Source organism: Rhodococcus sp. PvP016 (assembly GCF_017832185.1).
Lineage (GTDB): Bacteria > Actinomycetota > Actinomycetes > Mycobacteriales > Mycobacteriaceae > Rhodococcoides.
Genome location: NZ_JAFIBH010000001.1, coordinates 788549 through 810891, shown reverse-complemented (window position 1 = coordinate 810891; position 22343 = coordinate 788549). Strand labels below are relative to the sequence as shown.

20 protein-coding genes are annotated in these 22343 nt (G+C 69.1%); 9 read left to right on the top strand and 11 right to left on the bottom strand.

Annotation, left to right across the window (positions count from 1 at the left end):
- The first annotated feature begins 109 nt into the window (after positions 1-109).
- The 5 genes from JOE30_RS03680 to JOE30_RS03660 all read left to right on the top strand — a co-directional run bounded on the left by JOE30_RS03680 (position 110) and on the right by JOE30_RS03660 (position 4456).
- Entirely contained in the window at positions 110-619 is a 510-nt protein-coding gene (locus JOE30_RS03680) for a protein jag (protein ID WP_371831739.1), read from the top strand.
- 187 nt (positions 620-806) lie between these two features.
- Positions 807-1511, top strand: coding sequence for a 16S rRNA (guanine(527)-N(7))-methyltransferase RsmG (rsmG, locus tag JOE30_RS03675; protein WP_204869436.1), 705 nt, complete (start codon positions 807-809; stop codon positions 1509-1511).
- Positions 1512-1548: 37 nt separating this feature from the next.
- Positions 1549-2544 carry a ParA family protein gene (locus JOE30_RS03670; protein WP_027505949.1) on the top strand — a complete coding sequence of 332 codons (996 nt, stop codon included), beginning with the start codon at positions 1549-1551 and terminating at the stop codon, positions 2542-2544.
- Positions 2541-3533 (top strand): ParB/RepB/Spo0J family partition protein, encoded by a 993-nt coding sequence (locus tag JOE30_RS03665; protein WP_204869435.1) that lies wholly within the window; start codon positions 2541-2543, stop codon positions 3531-3533. The genes JOE30_RS03670 and JOE30_RS03665 overlap by 4 nt, the downstream gene beginning before the upstream one ends.
- A gap of 212 nt (positions 3534-3745) precedes the next feature.
- The gene (locus JOE30_RS03660) at positions 3746-4456 is read left to right on the top strand and encodes a GNAT family N-acetyltransferase (protein WP_204869434.1); all 711 of its coding nucleotides are present in this window, start codon (positions 3746-3748) and stop codon (positions 4454-4456) included.
- A 21-nt stretch (positions 4457-4477) separates the two neighbouring features.
- On the opposite strand, the gene JOE30_RS03655 is transcribed toward JOE30_RS03660, so the two are convergent.
- The 8 genes from JOE30_RS03655 to JOE30_RS03620 form a co-directional block, all read right to left on the bottom strand.
- Complete coding sequence (locus JOE30_RS03655) at positions 4478-5662, bottom strand: N-acetylmuramoyl-L-alanine amidase (RefSeq protein ID WP_204869433.1); 1185 nt, start codon at positions 5660-5662, stop codon at positions 4478-4480.
- Between the two features lie 186 nt (positions 5663-5848).
- Entirely contained in the window at positions 5849-6181 is a 333-nt protein-coding gene (gene trxA / locus JOE30_RS03650; protein WP_027505953.1) for a thioredoxin, read from the bottom strand.
- Positions 6182-6226: 45 nt separating this feature from the next.
- The gene (trxB, locus tag JOE30_RS03645) at positions 6227-7216 is read right to left on the bottom strand and encodes a thioredoxin-disulfide reductase (RefSeq protein ID WP_204869432.1); all 990 of its coding nucleotides are present in this window, start codon (positions 7214-7216) and stop codon (positions 6227-6229) included.
- A gap of 134 nt (positions 7217-7350) precedes the next feature.
- The gene (locus JOE30_RS03640) at positions 7351-8028 is read right to left on the bottom strand and encodes a hypothetical protein (protein WP_204869431.1); all 678 of its coding nucleotides are present in this window, start codon (positions 8026-8028) and stop codon (positions 7351-7353) included.
- A gap of 60 nt (positions 8029-8088) precedes the next feature.
- Positions 8089-8667: an RNA polymerase sigma factor SigM gene (sigM, locus tag JOE30_RS03635; protein WP_204869430.1), complete on the bottom strand. Its 579-nt coding sequence runs from the start codon at positions 8665-8667 to the stop codon at positions 8089-8091.
- Between the two features lie 76 nt (positions 8668-8743).
- Complete coding sequence (gene murJ / locus JOE30_RS03630; protein ID WP_371831738.1) at positions 8744-12550, bottom strand: murein biosynthesis integral membrane protein MurJ; 3807 nt, start codon at positions 12548-12550, stop codon at positions 8744-8746.
- Between the two features lie 126 nt (positions 12551-12676).
- On the bottom strand, positions 12677-15091 hold the full coding sequence (locus JOE30_RS03625) for a DUF6049 family protein (RefSeq protein ID WP_204869428.1): 2415 nt from the start codon (positions 15089-15091) through the stop codon (positions 12677-12679).
- Positions 15088-15795, bottom strand: a complete 708-nt coding sequence (locus tag JOE30_RS03620; RefSeq protein WP_371831702.1) for an NUDIX hydrolase — start codon at positions 15793-15795, stop codon at positions 15088-15090. Before JOE30_RS03620 ends, JOE30_RS03625 begins: the two co-directional genes overlap by 4 nt.
- A 33-nt stretch (positions 15796-15828) precedes the next feature.
- Between JOE30_RS03620 and JOE30_RS03615 the strand changes: the two genes are divergently transcribed.
- Complete coding sequence (locus JOE30_RS03615) at positions 15829-17280, top strand: CCA tRNA nucleotidyltransferase (RefSeq protein WP_204869426.1); 1452 nt, start codon at positions 15829-15831, stop codon at positions 17278-17280.
- On the opposite strand, the gene JOE30_RS03610 is transcribed toward JOE30_RS03615, so the two are convergent.
- Positions 17225-18565, bottom strand: coding sequence for an MFS transporter (locus JOE30_RS03610; RefSeq protein WP_307806051.1), 1341 nt, complete (start codon positions 18563-18565; stop codon positions 17225-17227). The two genes, JOE30_RS03615 and JOE30_RS03610, sit on opposite strands and share 56 nt — an antisense overlap.
- 73 nt (positions 18566-18638) lie before the next feature.
- Here JOE30_RS03610 and JOE30_RS03605 point away from each other — a divergent pair, with 73 nt between their 5' ends.
- Positions 18639-19244 (top strand): YqgE/AlgH family protein, encoded by a 606-nt coding sequence (locus JOE30_RS03605; RefSeq protein WP_204869425.1) that lies wholly within the window; start codon positions 18639-18641, stop codon positions 19242-19244.
- A 40-nt stretch (positions 19245-19284) separates the two neighbouring features.
- On the opposite strand, the gene JOE30_RS03600 is transcribed toward JOE30_RS03605, so the two are convergent.
- Complete coding sequence (locus tag JOE30_RS03600; protein ID WP_204870746.1) at positions 19285-19914, bottom strand: UdgX family uracil-DNA binding protein; 630 nt, start codon at positions 19912-19914, stop codon at positions 19285-19287.
- A 73-nt stretch (positions 19915-19987) separates the two neighbouring features.
- On the opposite strand from JOE30_RS03600, the gene JOE30_RS03595 reads away from it, so the two are divergent.
- Together JOE30_RS03595 and JOE30_RS03590 are read left to right on the top strand one after the other, a co-directional pair.
- Positions 19988-20881, top strand: coding sequence for a glucose 1-dehydrogenase (locus JOE30_RS03595; RefSeq protein ID WP_204869424.1), 894 nt, complete (start codon positions 19988-19990; stop codon positions 20879-20881).
- A gap of 83 nt (positions 20882-20964) precedes the next feature.
- A complete protein-coding gene (locus tag JOE30_RS03590) occupies positions 20965-21369 on the top strand; it encodes a hypothetical protein (RefSeq protein WP_204869423.1) in 405 nt (134 codons plus the stop codon).
- On the opposite strand, the gene JOE30_RS03585 is transcribed toward JOE30_RS03590, so the two are convergent.
- A complete protein-coding gene (locus tag JOE30_RS03585) occupies positions 21341-22342 on the bottom strand; it encodes a bile acid:sodium symporter family protein (RefSeq protein WP_307806050.1) in 1002 nt (333 codons plus the stop codon). The genes JOE30_RS03590 and JOE30_RS03585 overlap by 29 nt on opposite strands.
- Position 22343 lies beyond the last annotated feature (1 nt).

Genomic DNA, 22343 nt, shown 5'->3' with positions numbered 1-22343 from the left:
AGTGCGAACGGAAATGGACGACAACGTGACCATCGATTCGAAGACGGACGAGCAGAGCACACCCGAGGTCGAAGCCCCGGCGGACGAGACCTCGGTGGCCGCTGCTCCCGTGACCGCGGAATCCGACGCAGAGGCGGACGAGCCCGAAGGTGACGCCGAGGACTACCTCGTCGAGGAAGGCGAGATCGCGGGTGACTACCTGGAGCAATTGCTCGACGTCCTCGACTTCGACGGCGATATCGACCTCGACGTGGAGGGTGACCGTGCAGTCGTCAGCATCGACGGCGGCAAGGATCTCAACAAGTTGGTCGGGCGCAAGGGTGAGGTTCTCGACGCCCTGCAGGAACTGACCCGCCTCGCCGTGCAGCAGTCGACGGGCGACCGCAGCAAGCTGATGTTGGATGTGGCCGGATGGCGTGCGGGCCGCCGGGAGGAGTTGACGCGACTGGGAACCGAGGCCGCCGAGCGCGTCGCGGCGTCCGGCGACAGCGAACCCCTGGAGCCGATGACCCCGTTCGAGCGGAAGATCGTGCACGACGCGGTGGCGACGGTCGCCGGCGTGACGAGCGAGAGTGACGGCGTCGAGCCGAACCGACACGTGGTGGTCGTCAAGGAGTGATCTGACGACAGAGTCGACAAGGGGCGCGGTCCATGGACCGCGCCCCTTTCTCGTGCCCGGGGTCGGACGATGTCCTGACGGGTGAGGAATGTCTGCGCTCGTCATTAGACTGCCCCCAGCCCGTGACGCCCGCCGTCAGCAGAATTACACGAGTGTGGTTCACGACCACCAAGGACGACGCGAGAGGATGTTTCACGTGGAACATGAGGAAGAGCCCGCGACGCAAGCGTGGGTCGACGATGCCATCGTTCGAGTGTTCGGTGACCGCGCCGACACGGCTCGGGCGTACTACGACTCCCTGAAGGGGGACGGTGTCGTTCGAGGACTGATCGGTCCGCGCGAGGTTCCTCGGCTGTGGGAGCGCCATCTCCTGAACTGCGCGGTGGTCGGAGAGCTCATCCCCGAGGGTGCCAGCGTGGTCGACGTAGGCAGTGGCGCCGGGCTGCCAGGGATCCCGCTCGCGATCGCACGGCCTGACCTGTCCGTGTTCCTCGTGGAGCCGCTCCTGCGCCGCACCGTGTACCTCGCGGAGATCGTGGAGCAGCTGGGTCTCGACGTGACCGTGGTGCGTGGACGTGCCGAGCAGCCGGGTGTCATCAAGGAAGCCGGCGGTTGTGACATCGTCACGTCGCGAGCGGTTGCTCCTCTGGAGAAGTTGGCTCGCTGGTCTCTGCCGCTCGTGCACGAGGGCGGCGTGATGCTTGCGTTGAAGGGCAGCACGGCGCAGGAGGAGATCGATCGCGACTCCGGCACGCTCACCCGTATCGGCGCAAAGAACTTCCAGGTGTTGCAGTGTGGTGAGGGCGTCGTCCCCACACCGACTATCGTTGTACGCGCGGAGCGCGCTGTGCGCGGCAACCGCGTCCCTAAGTTCTCCGCCGGCTCACGCTGACGTCTGCGTGGATCGATCGTTGTCGAAGGAGCAAGTCATGTCGGGTGAATCCGAAGCCGCTGTTTCACGTGAAACACCCGCCGTCGACGTTTCACGTGAAACACGATCGGCATCGGAGTCTTACGGCTACTCCCCCATCACATCGGACGACACTCCCATCGGTGCGGCCGCGCAGCGTGCGAGCCAGGTTCTGCACAAGAGTGGGGTCGCTCTACCGCGACCGCCGGTACGAAGAGTGCTGACGATCGCCAATCAGAAGGGCGGCGTCGGCAAGACGACGACTGCGGTGAACATCGCCGCGGCACTCGCAGTGCAGGGGCTGTCTGTTCTGGTCGTCGATCTGGATCCGCAGGGCAATGCGTCCACGGCCCTCGGCGCAGTCCACACGTCGGGGACCCCGTCCAGCTACGAGTTGCTCCTTGGCGAGATCACCGCCGTGGAGGCCATTCAACGCAGCCCGAAGAACGATCGCCTGATGTGCATTCCGGCGACGATCGATCTGGCGGGCGCCGAGATCGAGCTGGTCTCCATGGTGGCGCGCGAAGGTCGACTCAAGACTGCGTTGTCCAGCGCCGCGCTCGACGATCTGCAGATAGATTTCGTGCTCATCGACTGCCCGCCATCGCTCGGACTCCTGACTGTCAACGCGATGGTCGCGGCAACGGAAGTGCTCATCCCCATCCAGTGCGAGTACTACGCGCTGGAAGGTGTCGGCCAGCTGCTGCGCAACATCGAGTTGGTCCAGGCGCACCTCAATCCGCGCCTGCACGTGTCCACCGTGATCCTGACGATGTACGACGGCCGAACCAAGCTCGCCGATCAAGTGGCCGACGAGGTGCGCAAGCACTTCGGTGACGCCGTACTGAAGTCGGTGATACCTCGCAGCGTGAAGGTCTCCGAGGCTCCCGGTTACGGAATGACCGTGTTGGACTACGACCCGGGTTCACGTGGAGCCATGTCCTATCTCGACGCGGGGCGTGAGATGGCGGCGCGGAGCGCGAGCATGAATGCAGCGACGGAGGGAACGGCATGAGTTCGACCAAGAAGGGCGGTCTCGGCCGCGGTCTGGCTGCCCTCATTCCGACATCTCCCGGACAGAGCTCCGGCCTGGGGTCTGCGGCCGCGGACGTGGTCATCGGTGGCGAGTCCCGCACGGCGACGGCTCCGTCCCCCACCCCACCGGCCATCGTGGAGGACGACCTCTCACCCGCCGGTGCGGTCTATCGGGAGATCGCGCCCAGCAAGATCGAACCGAATCCGAAGCAGCCGCGTTCCGTGTTCGAGCAGGAAGCGCTCGACGAACTGGTGCACTCGATTCGCGAATTCGGTCTCATGCAACCGATCGTGGTGCGTCAGATCGGCGATGATCGCTACCAGTTGGTCATGGGTGAGCGCCGATGGCGGGCGAGCCAGGAAGCCGGACTCGATGCGATTCCGGCGATCGTGCGCGAGACAGCCGACGACACGCTCCTCCGCGACGCGCTCCTCGAGAACATCCACCGTGTCCAGCTGAACCCCCTCGAAGAGGCGGCTGCGTACCAGCAGCTCCTCGAGGAGTTCGACGTGACGCACGATCAGCTCGCTGCGCGGCTCGGTCGATCACGCCCCGTCATCACGAACATGATCAGACTCCTACGGCTCCCCATCCCCGTGCAGAGGCGCGTCGCGGCGGGCGTTCTGTCCGCCGGTCATGCTCGAGCACTGTTGTCGCTCGAGGCGGGAGCCGCGGCTCAGGAGGAGTTGGCGGCTCGCATCGTGGCCGAGGGCATGTCGGTGCGGGCCACCGAAGAGGCGGTGACTCTCGCGAATCGCGAGGACCCGGCTGCGCCGGCACCGGCGCCGAAACGCAAGCCCATCCAGATGCCGGGTCTGCAGGACGTCGCGGAACGGCTCTCCGAATCGTTCGACACCCGCGTCACCGTGAGCCTCGGCAAGCGCAAAGGCAAGATCGTGGTCGAGTTCGGCTCGGTGGACGACCTTCAGCGCATCGTGGAGATGATGGAACGCCAGAAGTCGTCATGATCGCGTCGAGTGTGGGTACAGCCACCCGCGCTCCTTTCGTCACTGTGACGTAACTGTGCCATCGAGTCCGAAAGCTGGTGCACTGCTCCAGCTTTCGTCTGCCGGACGCCGTGGTGTCCCCGGGACAGACGTATCGCTTATCCTGAGGGGGCACATACAGTCGCGGAGGCCTGTCGCCGCCGCGAGTCGGGGTACGGAGGCTGAGTCAACGCGTGTCGATCGTCGTCTCCACACTCACCCTCGGCGGATTCGATGCGCTGCCGGCACACGACCGCCAGTGCGTCTTCTGGACCATGGATCCCGCGGCCTCTTCCACGGCAACTCTCGTCGACACCGAGTTCGAGAAGGAAGCCTGGCTGTCGATGGTCATGCTCGAGTGGGGTCCGTGCGGGCAGGTCGCCACCGACGTCGCGGGCGCAGACGTACCGGCATCGTCTGATTCGGTGGGATGCGCCCTGTACGCACCCCCCGGCGCCGTACCCAGAGTCGCGCACTTCCCCACCGCACCGGTGAGTCCGGATGCGGTCTTGTTGACGTCGCTCTACTCACCGCTGTCGGCGGAGGACGGTGACGGGATCCGGGACACGCTCCTGCACGCTGTGGTGCGCGATCTCGTCAACCGTGGTGTGCGAGCGCTCGAGGCGTTCGGAGTCCGGCTCGAGGATTCCGAGGTCGAGGAGCGCCGGTCCTTCATCGACACTCCGCCGTGCGGGGAGGCGACCTGCATGATCGACGCGGACTTCCTCGAGAAGTACGGCTTCGAGGTCGTGGCCCCGCATCACCGGTTCCCGCGGCTCCGGTTGGAGCTCGATCGTGATCACGGGTGGAAGGAAGACGTCGAGGCTGCGCTCGAGCGGTTGTTGGAGGCTGCAGCACTCACCGTGGTGGAGGCCGATGCCCGCGTGCCCGTCGGGGCGCGCTGAGCGAGGCCCGACGGTGGCGTGTCAGGCGCCCTCGGCGACAGACAGTTCGTAGGCGAGCAGCTCGGCGAACGTGAACGTGCCCGTCGGCTGATCGTCCTGGCCGAGGAGATACAGGCGCTTCACCGCGACGAGGACGGCCTCCGCGATGATGTCGCGCATCCGCGGATCAGCGAGCACCTCGACGTCCTCGTGGCTGGTGAGGTAGCCCAGCTCGAGCTGCACGGTCGGCATGTTGGTCAGACGCAGCAGGTCCCACGTGCGGCCGTGACTGCGGCAGTCCTGCAGCGAGGTCCGTGCCACGATCTCACGCTGGATGTAGCTGGTGAGCACCTGACCGATGAGCGATGCGGAGCCGTGTGAATTGCCGAAGTGGAAGCTGGCGACACCGTGCGCCACCGGCGACGGGTAGCTGCTGCAGCGCAGCGAGATCATGAGGTCGGCACCGATACCGTTGGCGGTCTCGGCACGCTCAGCTGTGCTGGGATCTGCGGACCGGGCACGCGACAGGTACGTCTCCATGCCGGTGGCCGCCATGCGCCCCTCGAGGCGTCCGGCCAGATCCCACAGGATCGCCTCCTCGGTCAGCGGACCGTCCGCGGTCTGGACGACCATGCCGGAGTTCGCGCCACCCAGGCCCGGGTCGATCACGATGCGCTTGCCCGTCAGCTGCGGGCCCGACCGACGGACGAGCTCCTCCTCGGAGATCGCGTGCGGCGATCCGCCGGTGACCCTGGTGCCGAGCAGGTCGAGCGCTCGCAGGGTGGCGGGTCCACAGATGCCGTCGGGCGACAGCCCGATCTCGCTCTGGAACGACGACAGGCCCTCGTGCGTCTCGCCGCCGAAATAGCCGTCGACGCGGCCGTTGTAGAACCCCAGGTCCTGCAGTCGACGCTGCAGCGTGGCGACGTCGTCGCCGTACAGCGGAGCGGAGAGCTGGTAGATCAGGGTGCGGGCGCCGAGTCGGAAGGACGCCTCCTTCACCGAGCGGTACGTGGCGGTGTCGACCTCACCGGTGACGAGGAGGCCGCGCTGCTGTTGGAACGCGCGGACGGCCTCGTCGAGAGCGGCGTCGAACAGGACGTCCGGCTCCGCCCAGGCTGTGTCGCCGTCCACAGCGGCAGAGGGAGGCAGAAACCCGAGACCCGAGAGGATGTCCCGGACCTCCGCGACGGCTGGACCTCGATCGCCGTGGCGGAGTGGCTTCATACTGTCGTCGACCCTTCTTCGTGACCGATCGCAACGGCGACCGGCGGTACACGTCCCCAGTAGGTGTTCCTGAAGGACGATTGTCTCAGAAGATCATGCTCCTCCCACAATCGTCCCGGCCCCGGAACGCACACACGCCCGGCGTGTCATGGACAGGCCGGGCGTGTGGTGGTGCGGGAAGTCAGGTCAGGCGAGAACGCCGTCCAGGTCGCGCAACAGCGCGGCCTTGCCCTTGGCTCCGACGATGGTCTTCACAGGCTCACCGTTCTGGAACAGGATCATGGTGGGGATCGACATCACCTTGAAGTCGCGCGCTGCCTGCGGATTCGCGTCGATGTCGAGCTTGGCGACGGTGATCTTGTCCGCGTGCTCCCCGGCGATCTCCTCGAGCACCGGTGCGACCATCTTGCACGGTCCGCACCACGTTGCCCAGAAGTCGACCAGGACGGGCTTCTCGCTCTGCAGGACCTCGGTGGCGAAGGTGTCGTCACTGATGGTGACGGTGTTCTTGTCGGTCATGTTCTCGTGCCTCTCGTGTGCCGGACGTAGCGGGATGGACGGTGCTCAGACACTCACGGCGTCGACGTCGCGGTCGGCGTTCTCGAGCGTGTTCTCGGTGATGTCGCCCTGGTCGGCGAGCCAGCGCTCGGCGTCGATGGACGCGGCGCAGCCCGTACCGGCCGCGGTGATGGCCTGCTGGTAGACGTGGTCCACCAGGTCGCCGGCCGCGAAGACACCGTCGATGGAGGTGGACGTGGTGGGCGCCTGAACCACCACGTAGCCCGCGTCGTCGAGATCGACCTGACCGCGGACGAGCTCGGAGCGGGGGTCGTGGCCGATGGCGACGAACACGCCGGTCACCGGGAGCACGCGCTCCTCACCGGATCCCGTGTCACGGATCTTCAGGCCGGTGACTCCCGACTCACCCTGCACCTCGACGACGTCGGCGTTGGTGACGAAGGTGATCTTGTCGTTCTCCTTGGCACGCTCGAGCATGATGCGCGACGCACGGAACTCCTCGCGGCGATGCACGATGGTGACCGAGCGCGCGAAGCGGGTGAGGAAGGTGGCCTCCTCCATGGCGGAGTCGCCACCACCGATGACGGCGATGTCCTGGTCACGGAAGAAGAAGCCGTCGCACGTGGCACAGGCGGACACGCCGCGGCCGAGCAACGTCTGCTCGCCGGGAACACCGAGGTAGCGCGCAGCGGCACCCATGGCCAGGATGATCGCGCGGGCGCGGTACTCGGTGCCGTCGACGCTCACGGTCTTGACGTCACCGGTCAGCGACAGTTCCTCGACGTCCTCGGTGCGGATGTCGGCGCCGAAACGCATGGCCTGCTCGCGCATCTGCTCCATGAGGTCGGGGCCCATGATGCCGTCACGGAAGCCGGGGAAGTTCTCCACCTCGGTCGTGGTCATCAGTGCGCCGCCGAACTGGGTGCCCTCGAACACCAGGGGCTTCAGCTCCGCGCGAGCGGCGTACACCGCAGCGGTGTAGCCGGCGGGACCGGACCCGACGATGATCAGGTCGTGGATGTCCGAAGTAGTCATCTTCGCCTTCCGAGATCGTGTGTGGAACCAGGGTCGGCGCTCCAGCGCTCGCCCTCTGATGCCCTCAACACTAGGTCAGGAGACGTTGTTCCCTCACTCGAGGCAGGCGGCCCGAGGCGGGCGGCACCGGCGTGTCAGCCGATCTCCGCGCGGGAGACGGTGTCCGGATCGTCCGGACCGCAGGAATCGCCCACGGCGATCGCGACGAGCGAACCGGGCGTGGTCCCGGCCGTGACGAGAAGGGTCGCCTCGGTGCCGTCGAGGGTGACCGGGCCGGATCCGACCACCGTGGCCGACGCCGGGATGCCGTTGGCCTCGAGGCAGCCGGCCAGCACGGCGGCATCGACGAAGCGGCCACGATCGACCGACCCGACGACGGACAACACCGTGCGATCGTCGAGTGGCCGGGCCGACGCGACCACCTGATCACCGCCACCGGCTGTCTCGATGGACGCGAGTGCCAGGCCTGCACCGGCCCCCACCAGCGCGACGATCGCCGCGGCCGCCGCGATGATCGGGATCCTGGTGCGTCGGCCCGAGCGTCGTGTCGCCAGCTCGTCCCGCGGTGCCCCGGTGAGTGCGCCCTGGACTCGCGCGGCGACGTCGGGCGGCATCGGAACGCCTGCGACCAGATCGCTGCCCCGTGCGCGGACCATGTCGACGACGGCGTCCAGGTCGGCGAGATACGCCGCTGCTTCGGGATCGGTCTCGACGCGCTCGCGGATGCGGGCCGCCTCGTCCTCCGGGAGCAGGCCCGCGTGCAGGTCGGCGAGGAGGTCGGGTGTGAGGGGATCGCGGTCGGTCACGGACATGTCACCGCCTCGTCTGTCGCCATGACAGGTTGGACGCCCGCGATGGGTCCTCGGTTCCCCTCACTCGTCCGAGTTCTGCACACGGACGGAGGCGAGCACGAGGGCGAGCTTCTGACGGCCCCGAGCGCAGCGGCTCTTGATCGTGCCGACGGGAACGCCGAGCGCCGAGGCGGCATCGGCGACGGAGTACCCCTCCATGTCGACGGCGACGATCGCGGCGCGTTGGTCGGGAGGGAGTGAGAACAGTGCCTTCTCGACGACGAGGGAGAGGTCGACGTCGGCGTAGCGGTCGAAGGGGTCACGTGGCTCGCGGGTCTCCTCCCCGAGCGGCACGGTGGGTCGGACGCGATTGCGACGGATGCGGTCGAGGCAGGCGTTGACGACGATCCGGTGCAGCCAGCTGCGGACGGCCGCGTCCGCGCGGAACGAGGCGGCGGTGCGGTGCGCGGACAGCAGCGCCTCCTGGAGGGAGTCCGCCGCGTCCTCCGCGGAGTAGCTGGCCCGCCGCGCCGTGAGCCACAGATGATCCTGGTGGCGTCGTACGAGCACGGCGAAAGCCGTCGCGTCCCCCGCGATGTGCGCCGCGAGCAGCTCACCGTCCGTGGCATCACCACCCGCGACTCCCCCGATTTGTCGCACCCGCGGAGGCTAGCCCAGAAACGAACCTTCCGAGCTGGTCACGAAATCTGTTGTGACAGCGCACGACACGCGGTGATCAGGATGCTGCGGAGACCCCGATGTCCGCGATGGTGCTCTGGTTGCCGCCACCGGCGGTGCTGAGATCCGTGATCCAGAACAGCACGTACTGGACGGGGCCGTCGGGTGTGACGGCGATGTCGGTGAGTCCGTTGCCGAGCGTCGCGGACCCGATCACCTGGGTCTCGTCCAGGCTCGGTGTCGCGCTGGTGGCCGAGCGGATCTCGACGACAGTGCCGGGCGACGGCGAGTTCACGTAGACGCTGGCGGGAGTGGTCTCCTGGTCGAGCGTCGCCATGATGCCGACGCCGGACTTGAGGGACGGGAACGGATTGAAGTACGAATCCGTCTCCCACACCGTCGCCGGGTCGTTGTCGGCCACGTTGTCGACGGTGCTCGGGTTGTCCGGGGTGCCTTGTGGCGAGAAGACGTCGACGGACGACAGCGCGACGGGCACGGTGGTCGGCGCGGGTGCCGCCTCACCGGGCGCAGCCGGAGCCGCCGCGGACGTGGTGAGCCCGAAATTCTGCTCGGTGAGAGGTTCGTCGGAACCGCCGCCGGCGAACAGGTTGGCGAGCCACCAGCCGACGAGGCCGAGCACCACCACCGTGAGCACGCCGAGGCCCACCAACGCGGCGACCATGACGTTGGAGCGGTCCGCGGGCGGCTCGTCGTCGGGGTCGGCGAGTGCGTGACCGGTCGATCCGGGCGGGCGCTGACCCAGTCGCAGTGCAGGGATCATCTCGGTCTTCTCGTTGACCACCGCGGCCTGGCCGAGGATGTGCTGCACGGTGGCGGCGGTCCGGATGCCGCTGTTCTGTTCGAGGGCACGCACGGCGACTGCGGAGATCTCGAACGGGACGTCGGGGCGGATCTCGCGGGGCTCGACTGCCGCCCCGGACGCCGTGCGATCGGCGATGCGCATCCCGCCGACGGTCGCGGGGCCCGACGGGTCGCCCAGGGGCCACCGCGCGGTGATCAGCGCGTAGAGCATCGCGCCCAGTCCGCGCACGTCGGAGCCGGGGTCGGCGTCACCGAAGGTGGCCGGGAACGCGAGAACGGCGTCACCCTTGATGCTGATGCGGACACGATCCGGGTGGTCGATGGACAGCGCGCCACCGCCGCGATGGGCGGCCTCGGCGGCAGCGGCCAGCGACTTGATGGCGTTGGCGGCGCCCAGGGGCGACGGCTCCGTGTCGGCCATCTCGCGCAGGGATCGACCGCGGGTCCACTCCGCGACGACGATGCCGCCCGAGCTGCCGCGGACGACGTCGAGAACACGGGCGAGTCCGGGCGAGTTGATCCGGCCCAGCCGCAGAGTCCGGGACAGCACGGCCTGCGGGCCGTCGGCGCGCTCGGGAGCATCGCCGGTAGACCGCTGATCAGCGTCGACGAACGTCAAGGCCACCTCGCGGTCGAGCTTGACGTCGTGCGCCTGCCAGAACGCGAGGCCGCGTGCGCCGCCGTGCGGTGCGAGAAGGCGGTAGCGGCCGCCGGCGACCGACGCGCCGGGAATGAGCTTCGGTCCGCGCAACGGCGTGCGGGGCGACTCGGCGACGGGGACGGCCGGGGGGAGCGTGGGCGATCCGACCGGCATGACGCCGGTGTCGACGAGGCCGGACTCGGTCTCGTCGGCCGTGCGTTCGGTCTCGGTGACGTCGCCCTGGCCGGACTCGATCGGATCTGTGGTGGACGCATCGGGCTGCCGGTCGGTGTCCTCGGACGACCCGGGGGTGGCATCGGAGTCCGCGACGCGACGGTCGTCGGTGGACACGCCACCGGGCTGAGCGGCGTCCTCGGCCTCGGACGGCGTACGCCCCCGTGCACCCTCGTCGTCGGTCACTGACACTCCTTCGTCACTACTGGTCGTGAGTGCGTCGGTGTACGCGGGGATGATCGTCGTCTCCGACTCGTCTCCGGTGTACATCGGCGCGCGGGAACCGCCGTGTGCTCGCGGGTCCACTCGCCTGTCAGGGTACGGGAGCCGACCCGCGCCGGTGGCCCGACCGAACCCCTCGGTCGGCCGACCCACCGGGGGCATGTCGGGGCCGCCGATCGTGGGGATCAACTCGGTCTCCGCGTACATCGGATCGGTGCCGACGTGCCCTGTCGTTACAGGTCCGGACGTCACGGCCGGGGCGCGGCCGAGGCGACGAGCCACCGCGACGGTGATGGATTCGATTTCCGGGATCCGTGCCCGGTACAGGCACAGGCCGGTGATCAGGAGCATGACCGCGCCGTCGAAAGCGACGCGGAGCAGTGCGCCCGGTCCGGTGAGCCGGTCGAGTCCGAGGGCCGTGTCGGCGGCGAACACCGCGAGCATGCCGATCGCGGTGGAGATCAGCGTCGCCGCGACAGTGCGGCGGACGCCCGCGAGTCTCAGTTCGCCGAGGCTGCGACGCAGCAGCATCCATCCGATGATCGCCCCGGTGATGTAGCCGAGACCGTTGGCCGCGCCGAGCAGCAGGACCACGGATCGATCCGACGTCGCCAGGAACGGCGTCAGGGCGGACAGCGCGATCTTGACACCGGTGATGCCGAGAACGATCCACGTGGGCGTCCACGCCTGCTCACGGGCATAGAAGACCCGCAGGTGAATCAGGACGAGCGAGTAGGGAACGAGGGTGAAGGCCGACCAGCTGACGGCTTCGCCGAGGCGCTCGGCGTCGGCCGCGCCGAAGTTGCCGTAGCCGTACAGAGCCTCGCCGACCTGTGGGCCGGCCACGGTGAGGAACCCGATGACCGGGATGAGAGCGAGCATGGTCATGCGGGTGGCCACGGACAGGTCGTCGACGACGGCCGGGGTGTCCTTGGCGGCGGCATTGCGGCTGAGCCGGGGCATGATCGCCGTCAGCACCGTCACGCCGAGCACTCCGTAGGGCAGCTGCAGCAGGATCCAGGCCTGGTTGTAGATGAGAGGGCCGGCGGGGTCGACGTGCGAGGAGATGCGGGTCGCGAACACCATGCCGGCCTGACTGATGACGACGTAGAGCACGATCGCGACGGCCATGCCGCCGAACTGACGCAGCCTGTCGTCGAGCCCCCACAGCGGGCGCAGATCGATCTTGTTGCGCCGCAGCGCGGGCACCAGACTCAGGGCCTGGACCACGACGCCGAGTGTGATGCCGACGCCCAGGACCAGCAGCTTCGGATCGCTGATGCGCACCGGATCGAGGGAGATCTCGCCCGGCACGACGAGGTAGAGAACCAGAACGCCGAGCACCACGAGGTTGTTGAGCACCGGTGCCCAGGCACCGGGCTTGAAGTTCTGCCGGGTGTTGAGGATCGCCGTGAACAGCGCGGAGAGGCCGTAGAACAGGATCGCGGGCAACAGCAGGAGGAGCAGGGCGGTGGTCAGTCCCGTGTTCACCTGGCCGTCCTCCGACAGGAAGACGTAGCGCGTGAGCAGTGGCGCCGCAGCCGTCGCCAGCACCGCGGCGAGGATCAGCATGGTCAGCGCAGCTGTGAAGAGCCTGCGCACGAATGCGCGGCCGCCGTCCGCGTCTTCGTTCTCCGCCCGCACCAGCACGGGCACGACGATGGCCGTCAGCACGGCACCGAGGACGAGCTCGGCGATCATGTTGGGGATGACACTCGCGACGGTGTACGACGTGGCGACGGTGGTGCCCAGCACCGTCACCAGCAGCAGTTGCTTGGCGAATCCGGTGATGCGGCTGATCAACGTCGCGAACGCGATCGCACCCGTCGCGGAGAGCAGGCGGGAGGAGCTGGAGCCGGACGCCGGTTGCGGTGCCGCCGCGGCCGGGGGGATGCGGGTCGGGGCGGCAGGACGGACCGGAGGCGCGACGCTCGTGGGCACCATCATCGGATCCTGAGCAGCGTCTGAGCTGCGCTGCTGCGCCGTATCGGAGCTGCGCTCCCAGGGCGCGCGAGGCGCCCGCGGTGCGGCGTCCCGTCGCCCGTGAGGAATGCTCCCCGTCATCGAGAATCCTTACTGTTCGTCGGCGGGATCCGGTTGGCCCCGGAACCGGTGCCACAACCGTCGGCCCGCGAGCAGCAGCAGGAGCGCACCGGCGCCTGCTGTGATGATCGCCAAAGCACGACCGTACGCATTGGACCGCACGTTGACGGTCGCAGCCTGCCCGAGTCGCGTCCCGTCGGTGGTGCTCAGGGAGAACTCCACCACCATCTTGCGCGAATCGCTCACTCGAGCGGGGATCTGCAGAGAACGACTTCCCCGTGGGGGGAGCTGCTGAGGGCCGATGCTCTCGATCTGCATCGCGTCGGGCGCGTCGACCGCCAGGTCGACGGTGATGCCGATGGGCAGGTCGTTCCGCGCGACCAGCAGCAGCGGGCTGGCCTCCGAGGCCAGGGTGAAGACACCCCCGGGTGCGAGGATCGTCACCGATCCGTACAGACGGTCCAGACCGGCGGTGACGTCGGTGACACGGCGGCGCGCGGCCTGATCCGACTCCTCGCGCCGAGCGCCCCGACGGTCCGACGTGGTCATCGCCCGCAGGAGATCCTCGCGCAGCGGAGCAACGTACAGCGCCGGCGAGATCGCGGCGCGGGAGTCGTCGATCAGCGCGGCCGCCAGCGCACCGATGCGGGTGTTCTGGGCAGCCACGGCGTCACGGACATCCGTCGGTGCTCCGTCCTCCACGGCCGCGTCCGGGTAGTCCACCTCGGCTGCGTCCAGCGGAGGCGGGACAGCCAGCAGGTCGGACAGGGAGCGCGGCGTCGCGAGTCCGCTGCGGAACAGGCCCGCGATGGTGCCGAGCACCGCGGATGCCTCGTCGCGGTCGGGCGTCCACGTCTGTGGCGGCGCGACGGTGAGCGATCGTGGGCCGTCCGTGGCAGCGACCGTGTCCGGGGCGCCGGCGTTCAGCGCGTCGAAGTGCAACGCGCCGAGAGCGTCCTGCAGTCGGGCCGTGCGCGAGTCCTCGGCGACGTCGTACACCTGCTCACGCGGTGTCACGGACGGGGTCGTCGGGTGCTCACCCACTGCGGACAGCGCGGTGGAGACCTCGGTGTCGTAGAGCGCGGCACGCAGCGGCGGAGTGTCCGCCTCGGTTGCGAGGGTCACCGTGTCGGGCGTGTTGGCGGTGCGCACGGCATCCTGCGCGAGCAGTGCGACCGTCCGACCCGACGCCGCGACCATGGCTGCCCCCGCATCGTCGAGAGCACCCGCGTCCGGCCACAGGACGTCACGGCGGGACGTGACTCCGAGGATCGAGTCGGCGACGTCTGCCGGAGTCGTGATCGCGGCGGAGGTCAGAGTCGGGTCGGCCACAGCGGCGACGGCCGCGAGATCGGTCTGGGCGAACGGCACCGCGGTGACACACATCGAGGACGCGAGGGTGCGGACGCGATCGAGCCACGACGCGGCGGCGACGGCACCGCTGCCCTCGGAGGCAGGGCCGGTGGGATCGGCCGGGTCGTCGACCACGAGGTAACCCCGCGTCATGCTCGAGACGGTGACCAGCAGGTCGGGATCGACGGCGAGACACGTCGAGGACGCGAGTGCGCCCTCGGTGTCGACGGTCGGTCCGGTCGCGAACTCCAGTGCCGACACCAGGCCCTCGAGCCGACCGCCGGCGGACAGCGAGGCGGCGAGGTCGTCGTCGTTCAGTCGCACCTCCTCGTCGACGGTGCCGGGCAGGCCCGCCGCGAGGTGCGGGCGGTCGGCCAGCGGCCAGAGCAGCGTCGTGGCGACGGGGCGTCCCGTGTCCGGTGGCAGCGGAACGGCATCGGGAGCGGCCGGATCGAGCACTGTGGTGTCCCGCGGCAGACCCGAGACGGGAAGCAGGAACGCGGCGTCGTCGAGCCGTGCCTCCTGTCCGTACTCGGGGTTGCCGTTGACGTTCACCATCATCGGATAGACACCCGGCCGATCCAGACCCAGCGACGGTCCGGTGGTCGAGCGCAGCGGCAGGGTCAGCTCGAACGGCAGCGTGTCGCCGCGTTGCAGCGCGGTGTCCGTTCCGTCGCCGGTGAGCGACTCGAAGGGCCCTACCGTGTCGAAGCGGTCCTGATCCTCGGTGAGCGAGGTCCGGAGTTCGTCGGCCGTGCGTACCGCGGGTGCTCGCTGCAGGCGGACCGAGATGTCGCTGACCGCGCGGTCCCCGACGTTCGTCACGGTTCCCGTGACGGTGACGACCGGCGCACTGCTGGTGGAAACGGTGGTCGGGGTGACCTCGTCGACCGAGATCGACAGGAACGTGCCGTCGACCGAGGTGTCCGGTGGCGCCAGCGTGGCCGAGGGCGACGGTGTGCTCCGCGTCGTGGTGGGGTCGCTGGACGGGGTGGACGGTTGCGCTCCCGCGGGGACGGCGGACCAGGCGAGCACGGCGAGGGTCGCCATGACCACGGCGAGGCGCCGGGCCGTCGGTGCGGACCGGGTCATTCGGCGGCGGGAAGGTCGGAGACCGGTCGAGATGGGGCGGGGAGGTCGGAGACCGGTCGAGATGGGGCGGGGAGGTCGGAGACCGGTCGGGGGTTCTGTGTCTCGGCGGTCTTCTCGCGCGCCATCGAGTCGATCATCTCGCCGGCTCGCTCGGCGAGCTTGCGCTCGTCGGCGTACGCCAGCCGGGAGTGCAGTTCGCTGAGCGGCACCCAGGCCACCTCGGTGACCTCGACGTCCTCGTCGGACAGTTCGCCGCCGAGTGACCGCAACAGGTAGTGGTGGACGGTCTTGTGGACGCGTCGCCCCTCGGTCACGAACCAGTAGTCGATGCTTCCCAGGGGCGCGAGGACGGACCCGGTGATGCCGGTCTCCTCCGCCACTTCACGCTCGGCGGTCTGTTCGGGCGTCTCGCCCTGCTCGATGTGACCCTTGGGAAGCGACCACAGCAGCCGGCCCCGTCGGTCGGTGCGACCGATGAGGGCGGCGCAGAGTGCGTCGCGGGGTCCGTCGAGTCCGTCGACGACCAGACCGCCGGCCGAGGTCTCCCGGACGGTGCGCAGCGTGGGTTTGTCGGCCCCTCGTGTTCCGGGGTCGGCGGCGGCACGAGGACGCCGTCGCACACCGCGACGTGTTCTCTTGGCTCGCTCGGCACCGGACACCCGATCGATACTAGTTCCGTCGGCACTGCTCCCGGTGGGACGCACCGCGAAGTGCGCGCCTCGGTAGGGTGTGACGTCGTGCCTCCCCCGCCTGCCACCGATCCGGACCGCCGCGCACGGCTCCTCGCGTCGGGTGCCGTGGCCCTGCGCGCGCACGACGACATCCTCGGTCCACTGGGGTCGCTGTTCGCTGCTGCGGGCCACGAGTTGTACCTCGTCGGCGGGAGCGTCCGGGACGCTCTCCTGGGCCGCTTGAGCAGTGACCTCGACTTCACGACGAACGCTCTGCCCGAGCACGTGCAGGCGCTGCTGGCGGGCTGGGCCGACCATCAGTGGGACACCGGCATCGACTTCGGCACCGTCAGTGCGGTGAAGCACGGACGGCAGATCGAGATCACGACGTTCCGGAGCGACAAGTACGACCGGGTGTCCCGGAATCCGATCGTGCAGTACGGCTCGACTCTCGAGGACGATCTGGTCCGGCGCGATTTCACGCTCAACGCCATGGCGGTGCGAATCGGGCCGGACGGGGCCGGCGAGTTCGTCGATCCCCTGGGTGGCCTGGACGCGCTGCTCGAGGGGGTCCTGGACACGCCGACCACCCCGGAGGCGTCCTTCGACGACGATCCGCTCCGGATGCTGCGCGCTGCGCGGTTCGTCGCCCAGCTCGGCTTCACGATGTTGCCGCGGGTCCGCGCGGCGATCGAGAACATGGCGGAGCAGATCGACCGGATCACGGTCGAACGCGTCACCGCCGAGTTGGACAAGCTGATTCTCGGCGAGTTCGCCGTCGACGGCATCGACGCCCTGTGCGAGACGGGCATCGCGGCACGCATCCTCCCGGAGGTGCCGGCGATGACGCTCGAGATCGACGAGCATCACCAGCACAAGGACGTCTATCAGCACTCCCTCACGGTCCTGCAGCAGGCGATCGACCTCGAGGACGGTGATCCGGACCTGGTCCTCCGATGGGCGGCGCTGCTCCACGACATCGGCAAGCCCGACACCAAACGCAACGAGCCCGGCGGCGGGGTGAGCTTCCACCACCACGAGGTGGTGGGCGCCAAGATGGTGCGCCGCCGCCTGCGCGCGCTGAAGTTCCCGAAGAAGCTGACCGACGACATCGCACAGCTCGTCTTCCTGCATCTGCGATTCCACGGCTACGGCAAGGGCCAGTGGACCGACTCGGCCGTGCGTCGTTACGTCACCGACGCCGGCGATCTGTTGCCCCGGCTGCACAAGCTGGTCCGCGCCGACTGCACCACCCGCAACAAGCGCCGCGCGGCGTCCCTGCAGGCCACATACGACGATCTCGAGCGTCGTATCGCGGCACTCGCGGAGCAGGAGGACCTGGCCAGGGTGCGTCCGGACCTGGACGGCAACGCCATCATGGAACTGCTCGGCATTCCGGCCGGCCCGCAGGTGGGAGAGGCGTGGAAGTTCCTGAAGGAGCTTCGCCTCGACCGGGGGCCGCTCAGTCGTGAGGACGCGGAGAAGGAGCTTCTGGCGTGGTGGGCCGCGAAGTCCTGACGCCGATCCGGAGCGCGATCGCCGCTGCCGCCGCGTAGGCGACGGCGCCGGTCACGACGCAGACGATCGCTGCGGACGTGTCGACCGCGGTCGACCCTGGCCCGATCACGAGGGCCGCGCCGGCCACGGCGCCGACGAACGCCACGTTGAACACGGTGTCCTGCACTCCGAAGACACGTCCGCGAGTGTCGTCGTCGATGTCCGTCTGCATGGCCGCGTCGGCAGTGAGCTTGACCGTCTGACCTGCGAACCCCAGGAGGAACGCCGCGAGGATCAGCAGGTCGGGCACCAGTCCGACGACGAGGGTGGCCTGGGTGAGCGTGGCCAGGACCAGCGCACCGACGACCGTGCGCGTGCGACCGAGTCGCGGCAGGAGGACGGGCGTAGCGAGAGCGGCGAGGAACATGCCCGCCGCGGCGGCACCCACCGTCAACCCGAAGCCCGCCACACCGCTCGGCAGGACGGACGAGCGGGCGCCCTCGCGCAGCACCAGCACCATGACGAGGGTGTCGATGCCGAAGGCGACACGGTGGGCACCCACTCCCACCAGCGCGGCGGCGACGGACGGGGTACGGCGCACCGCGACGAAGCCGGACACCCAGTCGGCAAGAACGCGGCTGGTCGGAGCGGACACCGAGGCGGTGCCTGGACCCAACCGTCCGGAAGCGAAGCCGCGCGCGAGGAGAGTCGCCGCGACGGCACCCACGGCGGACACGGCCGTCGCGAGGGCCGTCGCCCGATCCGACGGCCCGACGAGTCCGAGCACCAGGACCGCCACCGACGCACCGGCGGCGGAGACGACTGCGCCGACGGTCACCAGGGCGGCGTTGGTCGCGACGAGCGATCGCACCGGAACGACGTGCGGTAGCGACGCGGACAGGCCCGCGAGGACGAACCGGCTCACCCCGACGACGGCGAGGGCCGTGATCAGGACGGCCGTCGTCGAGGCGCCCGCGACGAGTTGTCCGGTGGCGCACAGGATGAGGAGCGACTTGACGATGCCTGCCCGGGCGAGCACGGTCGCTCGATCGACGCGGTCGAGAATCCGCGCGGCGAACGGGCCGATCAGCGAGTACGGCAACAGCAGCACCGCGAAGCCGGCGGCGATCGCAGCGGGATCACCGCCGCGCTGCGGGTCGAAGAGGATGGCGCCTCCGAGGGCGGCCTGGAACATGCCGTCCCCGAACTGGGAGGCGACACGCAGCGCGACCAGACGCGGTGCTCCGGGCTCGTGTCGGACGGATCGCAGCGCGTCGACGGCGCCGGTTCGCTCCGCTCGGGTCACGCGGGTGACACTAACCGCCGCCTCGGCGCGTCTTCTCTCGCACTGTCGAGGCTGCCGGTGCCATGATGAGGAGGTGGCACACGCAGAAGAACCGGAGGACCGGACCGCGTCGGCCGATCAGGTGGTGCGGCCGGGATCGCTGCTGGTCTCGTCCACGGAACTCGTCGAACCGACGTTCCGTCGCACCGTGGTCTACATCATCGAACACAACGACGCCGGCAGCCTGGGCGTCGTCATCAATCGGCCGAGCGAGACTGCGGTGCACACCGTGCTGCCGCAGTGGTCGGATCTCGCGGCGTCCCCGAAGGCGCTGTACGTGGGCGGACCCGTGAAGCGCGACTCCGCGCTGTGTCTGGCCACGCTGCGGTCCGGCGTGGACGTCGACGACGTGCGGGGCATTCGCCGAGTGGACGGCCGTGTCGTCATGGTCGATCTCGACTCCGACCCGGCCGCGATAGCCCCGCTGGTGGAGGGCATGCGCATCTTCGCCGGCTATTCGGGCTGGACGCTCGGACAGCTCGAAGGAGAGCTCGAGCGGGACGACTGGATGGTGGTGTCCGCGCTGCCGTCCGACGTCGTGGGCCCGCCGCGCGTCGATCTGTGGGCGCAGGTGTTGCGCCGTCAACCGCTGCCGCTGGCGATGCTGGCGACCCACCCGATCGACGTCGACCGGAACTGAAAGCCCGTTCTCGTCAGTGGGCGCCTGTGAACGTCCGGTGTCATTCCAGGAGTGATGCGGCCACTCGCAGATCGGCGACGAGTGCGTCGAACGCGGCATCGCGTTCATCGTCCGGCGCTCGGAGGACGGCCGACGGGTGTGCGGTCGCAACAGCTCTCGCCTCGCCCAACTCGAGGACGCGCCCCCGGTCGACACCGATCCGGAACGAGGTTCCCAGCATCGCCTGCGCCGCCGTCGCGCCGAGGAGGACCACGACGGACGGGTCGACGGCGCGGATCTCCGCCTCGAGCCACGGGTGACAGGCGACGACCTCCGAGCGCAGCGGCTTCTTGTGGATGCGCCGTGGGCCGCGGTCGGAACGTGTGAACGTGAAGTGCTTGACAGCGTTGGTGACGTAGGTCAGCTCCCGGTCGATGTCCGCCTGTGCCAGAGCACGATTCAGGAGCGCACCCGCTGGGCCGACGAAGGGCTGTGCCCGTCGATCCTCCTGATCCCCCGGTTGCTCGCCGATGAGCATCATGCGAGCAGACGGGGTGCCCGCTCCGAACACCGTGTTCTCCGCGGGCTCCCACAGGTCGCATCCTCGGCAACTGCGGGCGGCGTCGGCGAGAACGCGGAGATCGTCGGACTCGGGCACGAAGGTGCCGGCGCCGGGAAACTTCGGGGCCATGTCTTTGGTGGTACCCGTCACGGGCCAGGTCACACCTGTTTGGCACCCCCCACGGCCGGGGCATGCCACGGCGATGACCGACCAGTACACGTTCACCGATCCCGTCACCCAGTACCGGCAGGACGGGTACCCCGAGCAGCACCAGGATCCGCCGGGCCTCGCCGCGGAACTCGAGCCCAAGGCCGACCATGGTGAGGGCAGCTACCGCGGCACCGGTCGGCTGACCGGGCGCAAGGCACTGGTGACCGGTGCGGACAGCGGCATCGGCCGCGCCGTCGCCATCGCACTGGCCCGCGAGGGCGCCGACGTCGTCCTCAACTACCTGCCGTCGGAGGAGAAGGATGCGCAGGAGGTGGCCGACCTCGTGCGCACCGCCGGGCGGACGGCGGTGCTCGCTCCCGCCGACCTGACGGACGAGTCCGCGGCCCGCGGCATCGTGCGTACCACCGTCGAGAAGTTCGGTGGCATAGACCTTCTCGTGAACGTCGCCGGCAAGCAGCAGTACGTCGAGAAGCTCGAGGACCTGAGCCCCGAGCAGTTCGACGCCACGTTCAAGACCAACGTGTACGCGCTGTTCTGGATCATCCAGGAAGCGGTTCCGCACATGCCGGCAGGCTCGACCATCGTCAACACGAGCTCGATCCAGGCCTACACGCCGTCACCGGGGCTCGTGGACTACGCGACGACCAAGATGGCGATCAACACGATGAGCAAGGCGCTGGCGCAGCAACTCGCTCCTCGCGGAATCCGCGTCAACGTCGTTGCTCCCGGCCCGTTCTGGACGCCCCTGCAGGCATCCGGCGGACAGCCCACGTCGGCGCTGCCCGAGTTCGGCCAGGAGACGCCACTCGGTCGTGCGGGTCAGCCCGCCGAGTTGGCCGGTGCCTACGTGTACCTGTCCTCGGCCGAGTCCGGGTACGTCACCGGCGACACGCTGAACGTCAACGGCGGCATGCCGACGCCGTAGCCGCCCGATCGTGGACTTCTCGCCCCGCTTCCCGGGGTCCGGAGTCCACGATCACCGGGGCGCTCGGGGCCTACCCTGGTGTCATGACCGACTTCTCGTCCGACCAGGCCGCGTCGTTGCCCGATGCGGAGGTACTCGACCTCGTCGTCGCCCTCACGAGTGCTCGCCCGGCGCTGCGGGCGGTGTACGACGCCGCCGTGGCTCTGACTCCCGAGGCGTCGGTCGACCCCGACGTCGTGCCGCGCACGCCGTCGGTGACGGACATCCCGCAGGTTCCGATGGACCCGGGTTTCACCGACGCCGGAGTGCCCACCTTCGACGCGGTGCGTGAACGCATCGACGGGCGTTCGGGGCGCGCCGTGGGCTCCACCGAGTTGGACGCCGAGAGCGCGATCGGACGCACCGAGGCGGAGAAGTTCGCCGAGCGGGAGCGGGCCGGCAGGGCTCGCCTCGACGAGATCAGGAAGTCGATGCAGCAGCGTCCGTGATCGCCTCGCGCTCGTAGCGGCCCGCCAGGACGGCGCACACCACCAGTTGGATCTGGTGGAAGATCAGCAGGGGAAGCACGATCACTCCCACCGGTTGCCCGACGAAGAGCACCGACGCGATCGCGATGCCGCTGGCCAGGCTCTTCTTCGAGCCACAGAACACCACGACGATGCGGTCCTCGCGCCTCATGCGGAGCGCTCGGGCGATTCCGGCGGTCGCCGCGAGAACGACGGCGAGCAGTGCGCTGCACAGGGCCACCACCCCCACGATCTGCCACGGCGTGGTGGCTGCCCACACTCCGTCGACGCGGGATGCGCTGAACGCGGTGTAGACGATCAGCAGGATCGATCCACGGTCGACGAGCAGAGTGGTGGACCGGTGCCGCGCCACCCATCCTGCGAGCCATCGCCTCGCGAACTGTCCGGCCACGAACGGCAGTAGGAGCTGGAGCATGATGTCGACGATCGAGCCGGCGTCGATGCTCGCTCCGCCGGTCGTGCTCATCAGCAGGACCACCAGCAGCGGCGTGGCGAACACTCCGACGATGTTGGACAGCGAGGCGCTGACGACGGCACCGGCGACGTTGCCGCGGGCGATAGAGGTGAACGCGATCGACGACTGGATCGTGGACGGCACGAGGCAGAGGTAGAGCATGCCGGTGTAGAGGTCGTCGGTCAGCAGCCCCGGCGCGAGTACGCGGACGCCGAGCCCCAGGAGCGGGAACAGCAGGTAGGTGCAGGCCAGAACGACCCCGTGCAGTCGCCAGTGGCGGACTCCGTCCATGGCGTCACGGGGAGACAGTCTGATTCCGTACAGGAAGAACAGCAGGGCGATGCCGATCGCGGTGACCCACGACAGGACGTCGGCTGCGGTGCCGGAGACCGGGAAAACGGTGGCCGCGATGGCGGCAGCGAAGATCGCGAGGACGAAGCCGTCGAGCGCTCTGATGGTGCCGGTCAGGGAGAACGCCACG

Bases quoted from the DNA above. Each gene is read 5' to 3' on its own strand.
- rsmG (WP_204869436.1), top strand. From the start codon at position 807: ATGTTTCACGTGGAACATGAGGAAGAGCCCGCGACGCAAGCGTGGGTC.
- JOE30_RS03670 (WP_027505949.1), top strand. From the start codon at position 1,549: ATGTCGGGTGAATCCGAAGCCGCTGTTTCACGTGAAACACCCGCCGTC.
- JOE30_RS03665 (WP_204869435.1), top strand. From the start codon at position 2,541: ATGAGTTCGACCAAGAAGGGCGGTCTCGGCCGCGGTCTGGCTGCCCTC.
- JOE30_RS03655 (WP_204869433.1), bottom strand. From the start codon at position 5,662: ATGAAGCCACTCCGCCACGGCGATCGAGGTCCAGCCGTCGCGGAGGTC.
- trxA (WP_027505953.1), bottom strand. From the start codon at position 6,181: ATGACCGACAAGAACACCGTCACCATCAGTGACGACACCTTCGCCACC.
- trxB (WP_204869432.1), bottom strand. From the start codon at position 7,216: ATGACTACTTCGGACATCCACGACCTGATCATCGTCGGGTCCGGTCCC.
- JOE30_RS03640 (WP_204869431.1), bottom strand. From the start codon at position 8,028: ATGTCCGTGACCGACCGCGATCCCCTCACACCCGACCTCCTCGCCGAC.
- murJ (WP_371831738.1), bottom strand. From the start codon at position 12,550: ATGATGGTGCCCACGAGCGTCGCGCCTCCGGTCCGTCCTGCCGCCCCG.
- JOE30_RS03625 (WP_204869428.1), bottom strand. From the start codon at position 15,091: ATGACCCGGTCCGCACCGACGGCCCGGCGCCTCGCCGTGGTCATGGCG.
- JOE30_RS03600 (WP_204870746.1), bottom strand. From the start codon at position 19,914: ATGGCCCCGAAGTTTCCCGGCGCCGGCACCTTCGTGCCCGAGTCCGAC.
- JOE30_RS03595 (WP_204869424.1), top strand. From the start codon at position 19,988: ATGACCGACCAGTACACGTTCACCGATCCCGTCACCCAGTACCGGCAG.
- JOE30_RS03590 (WP_204869423.1), top strand. From the start codon at position 20,965: ATGACCGACTTCTCGTCCGACCAGGCCGCGTCGTTGCCCGATGCGGAG.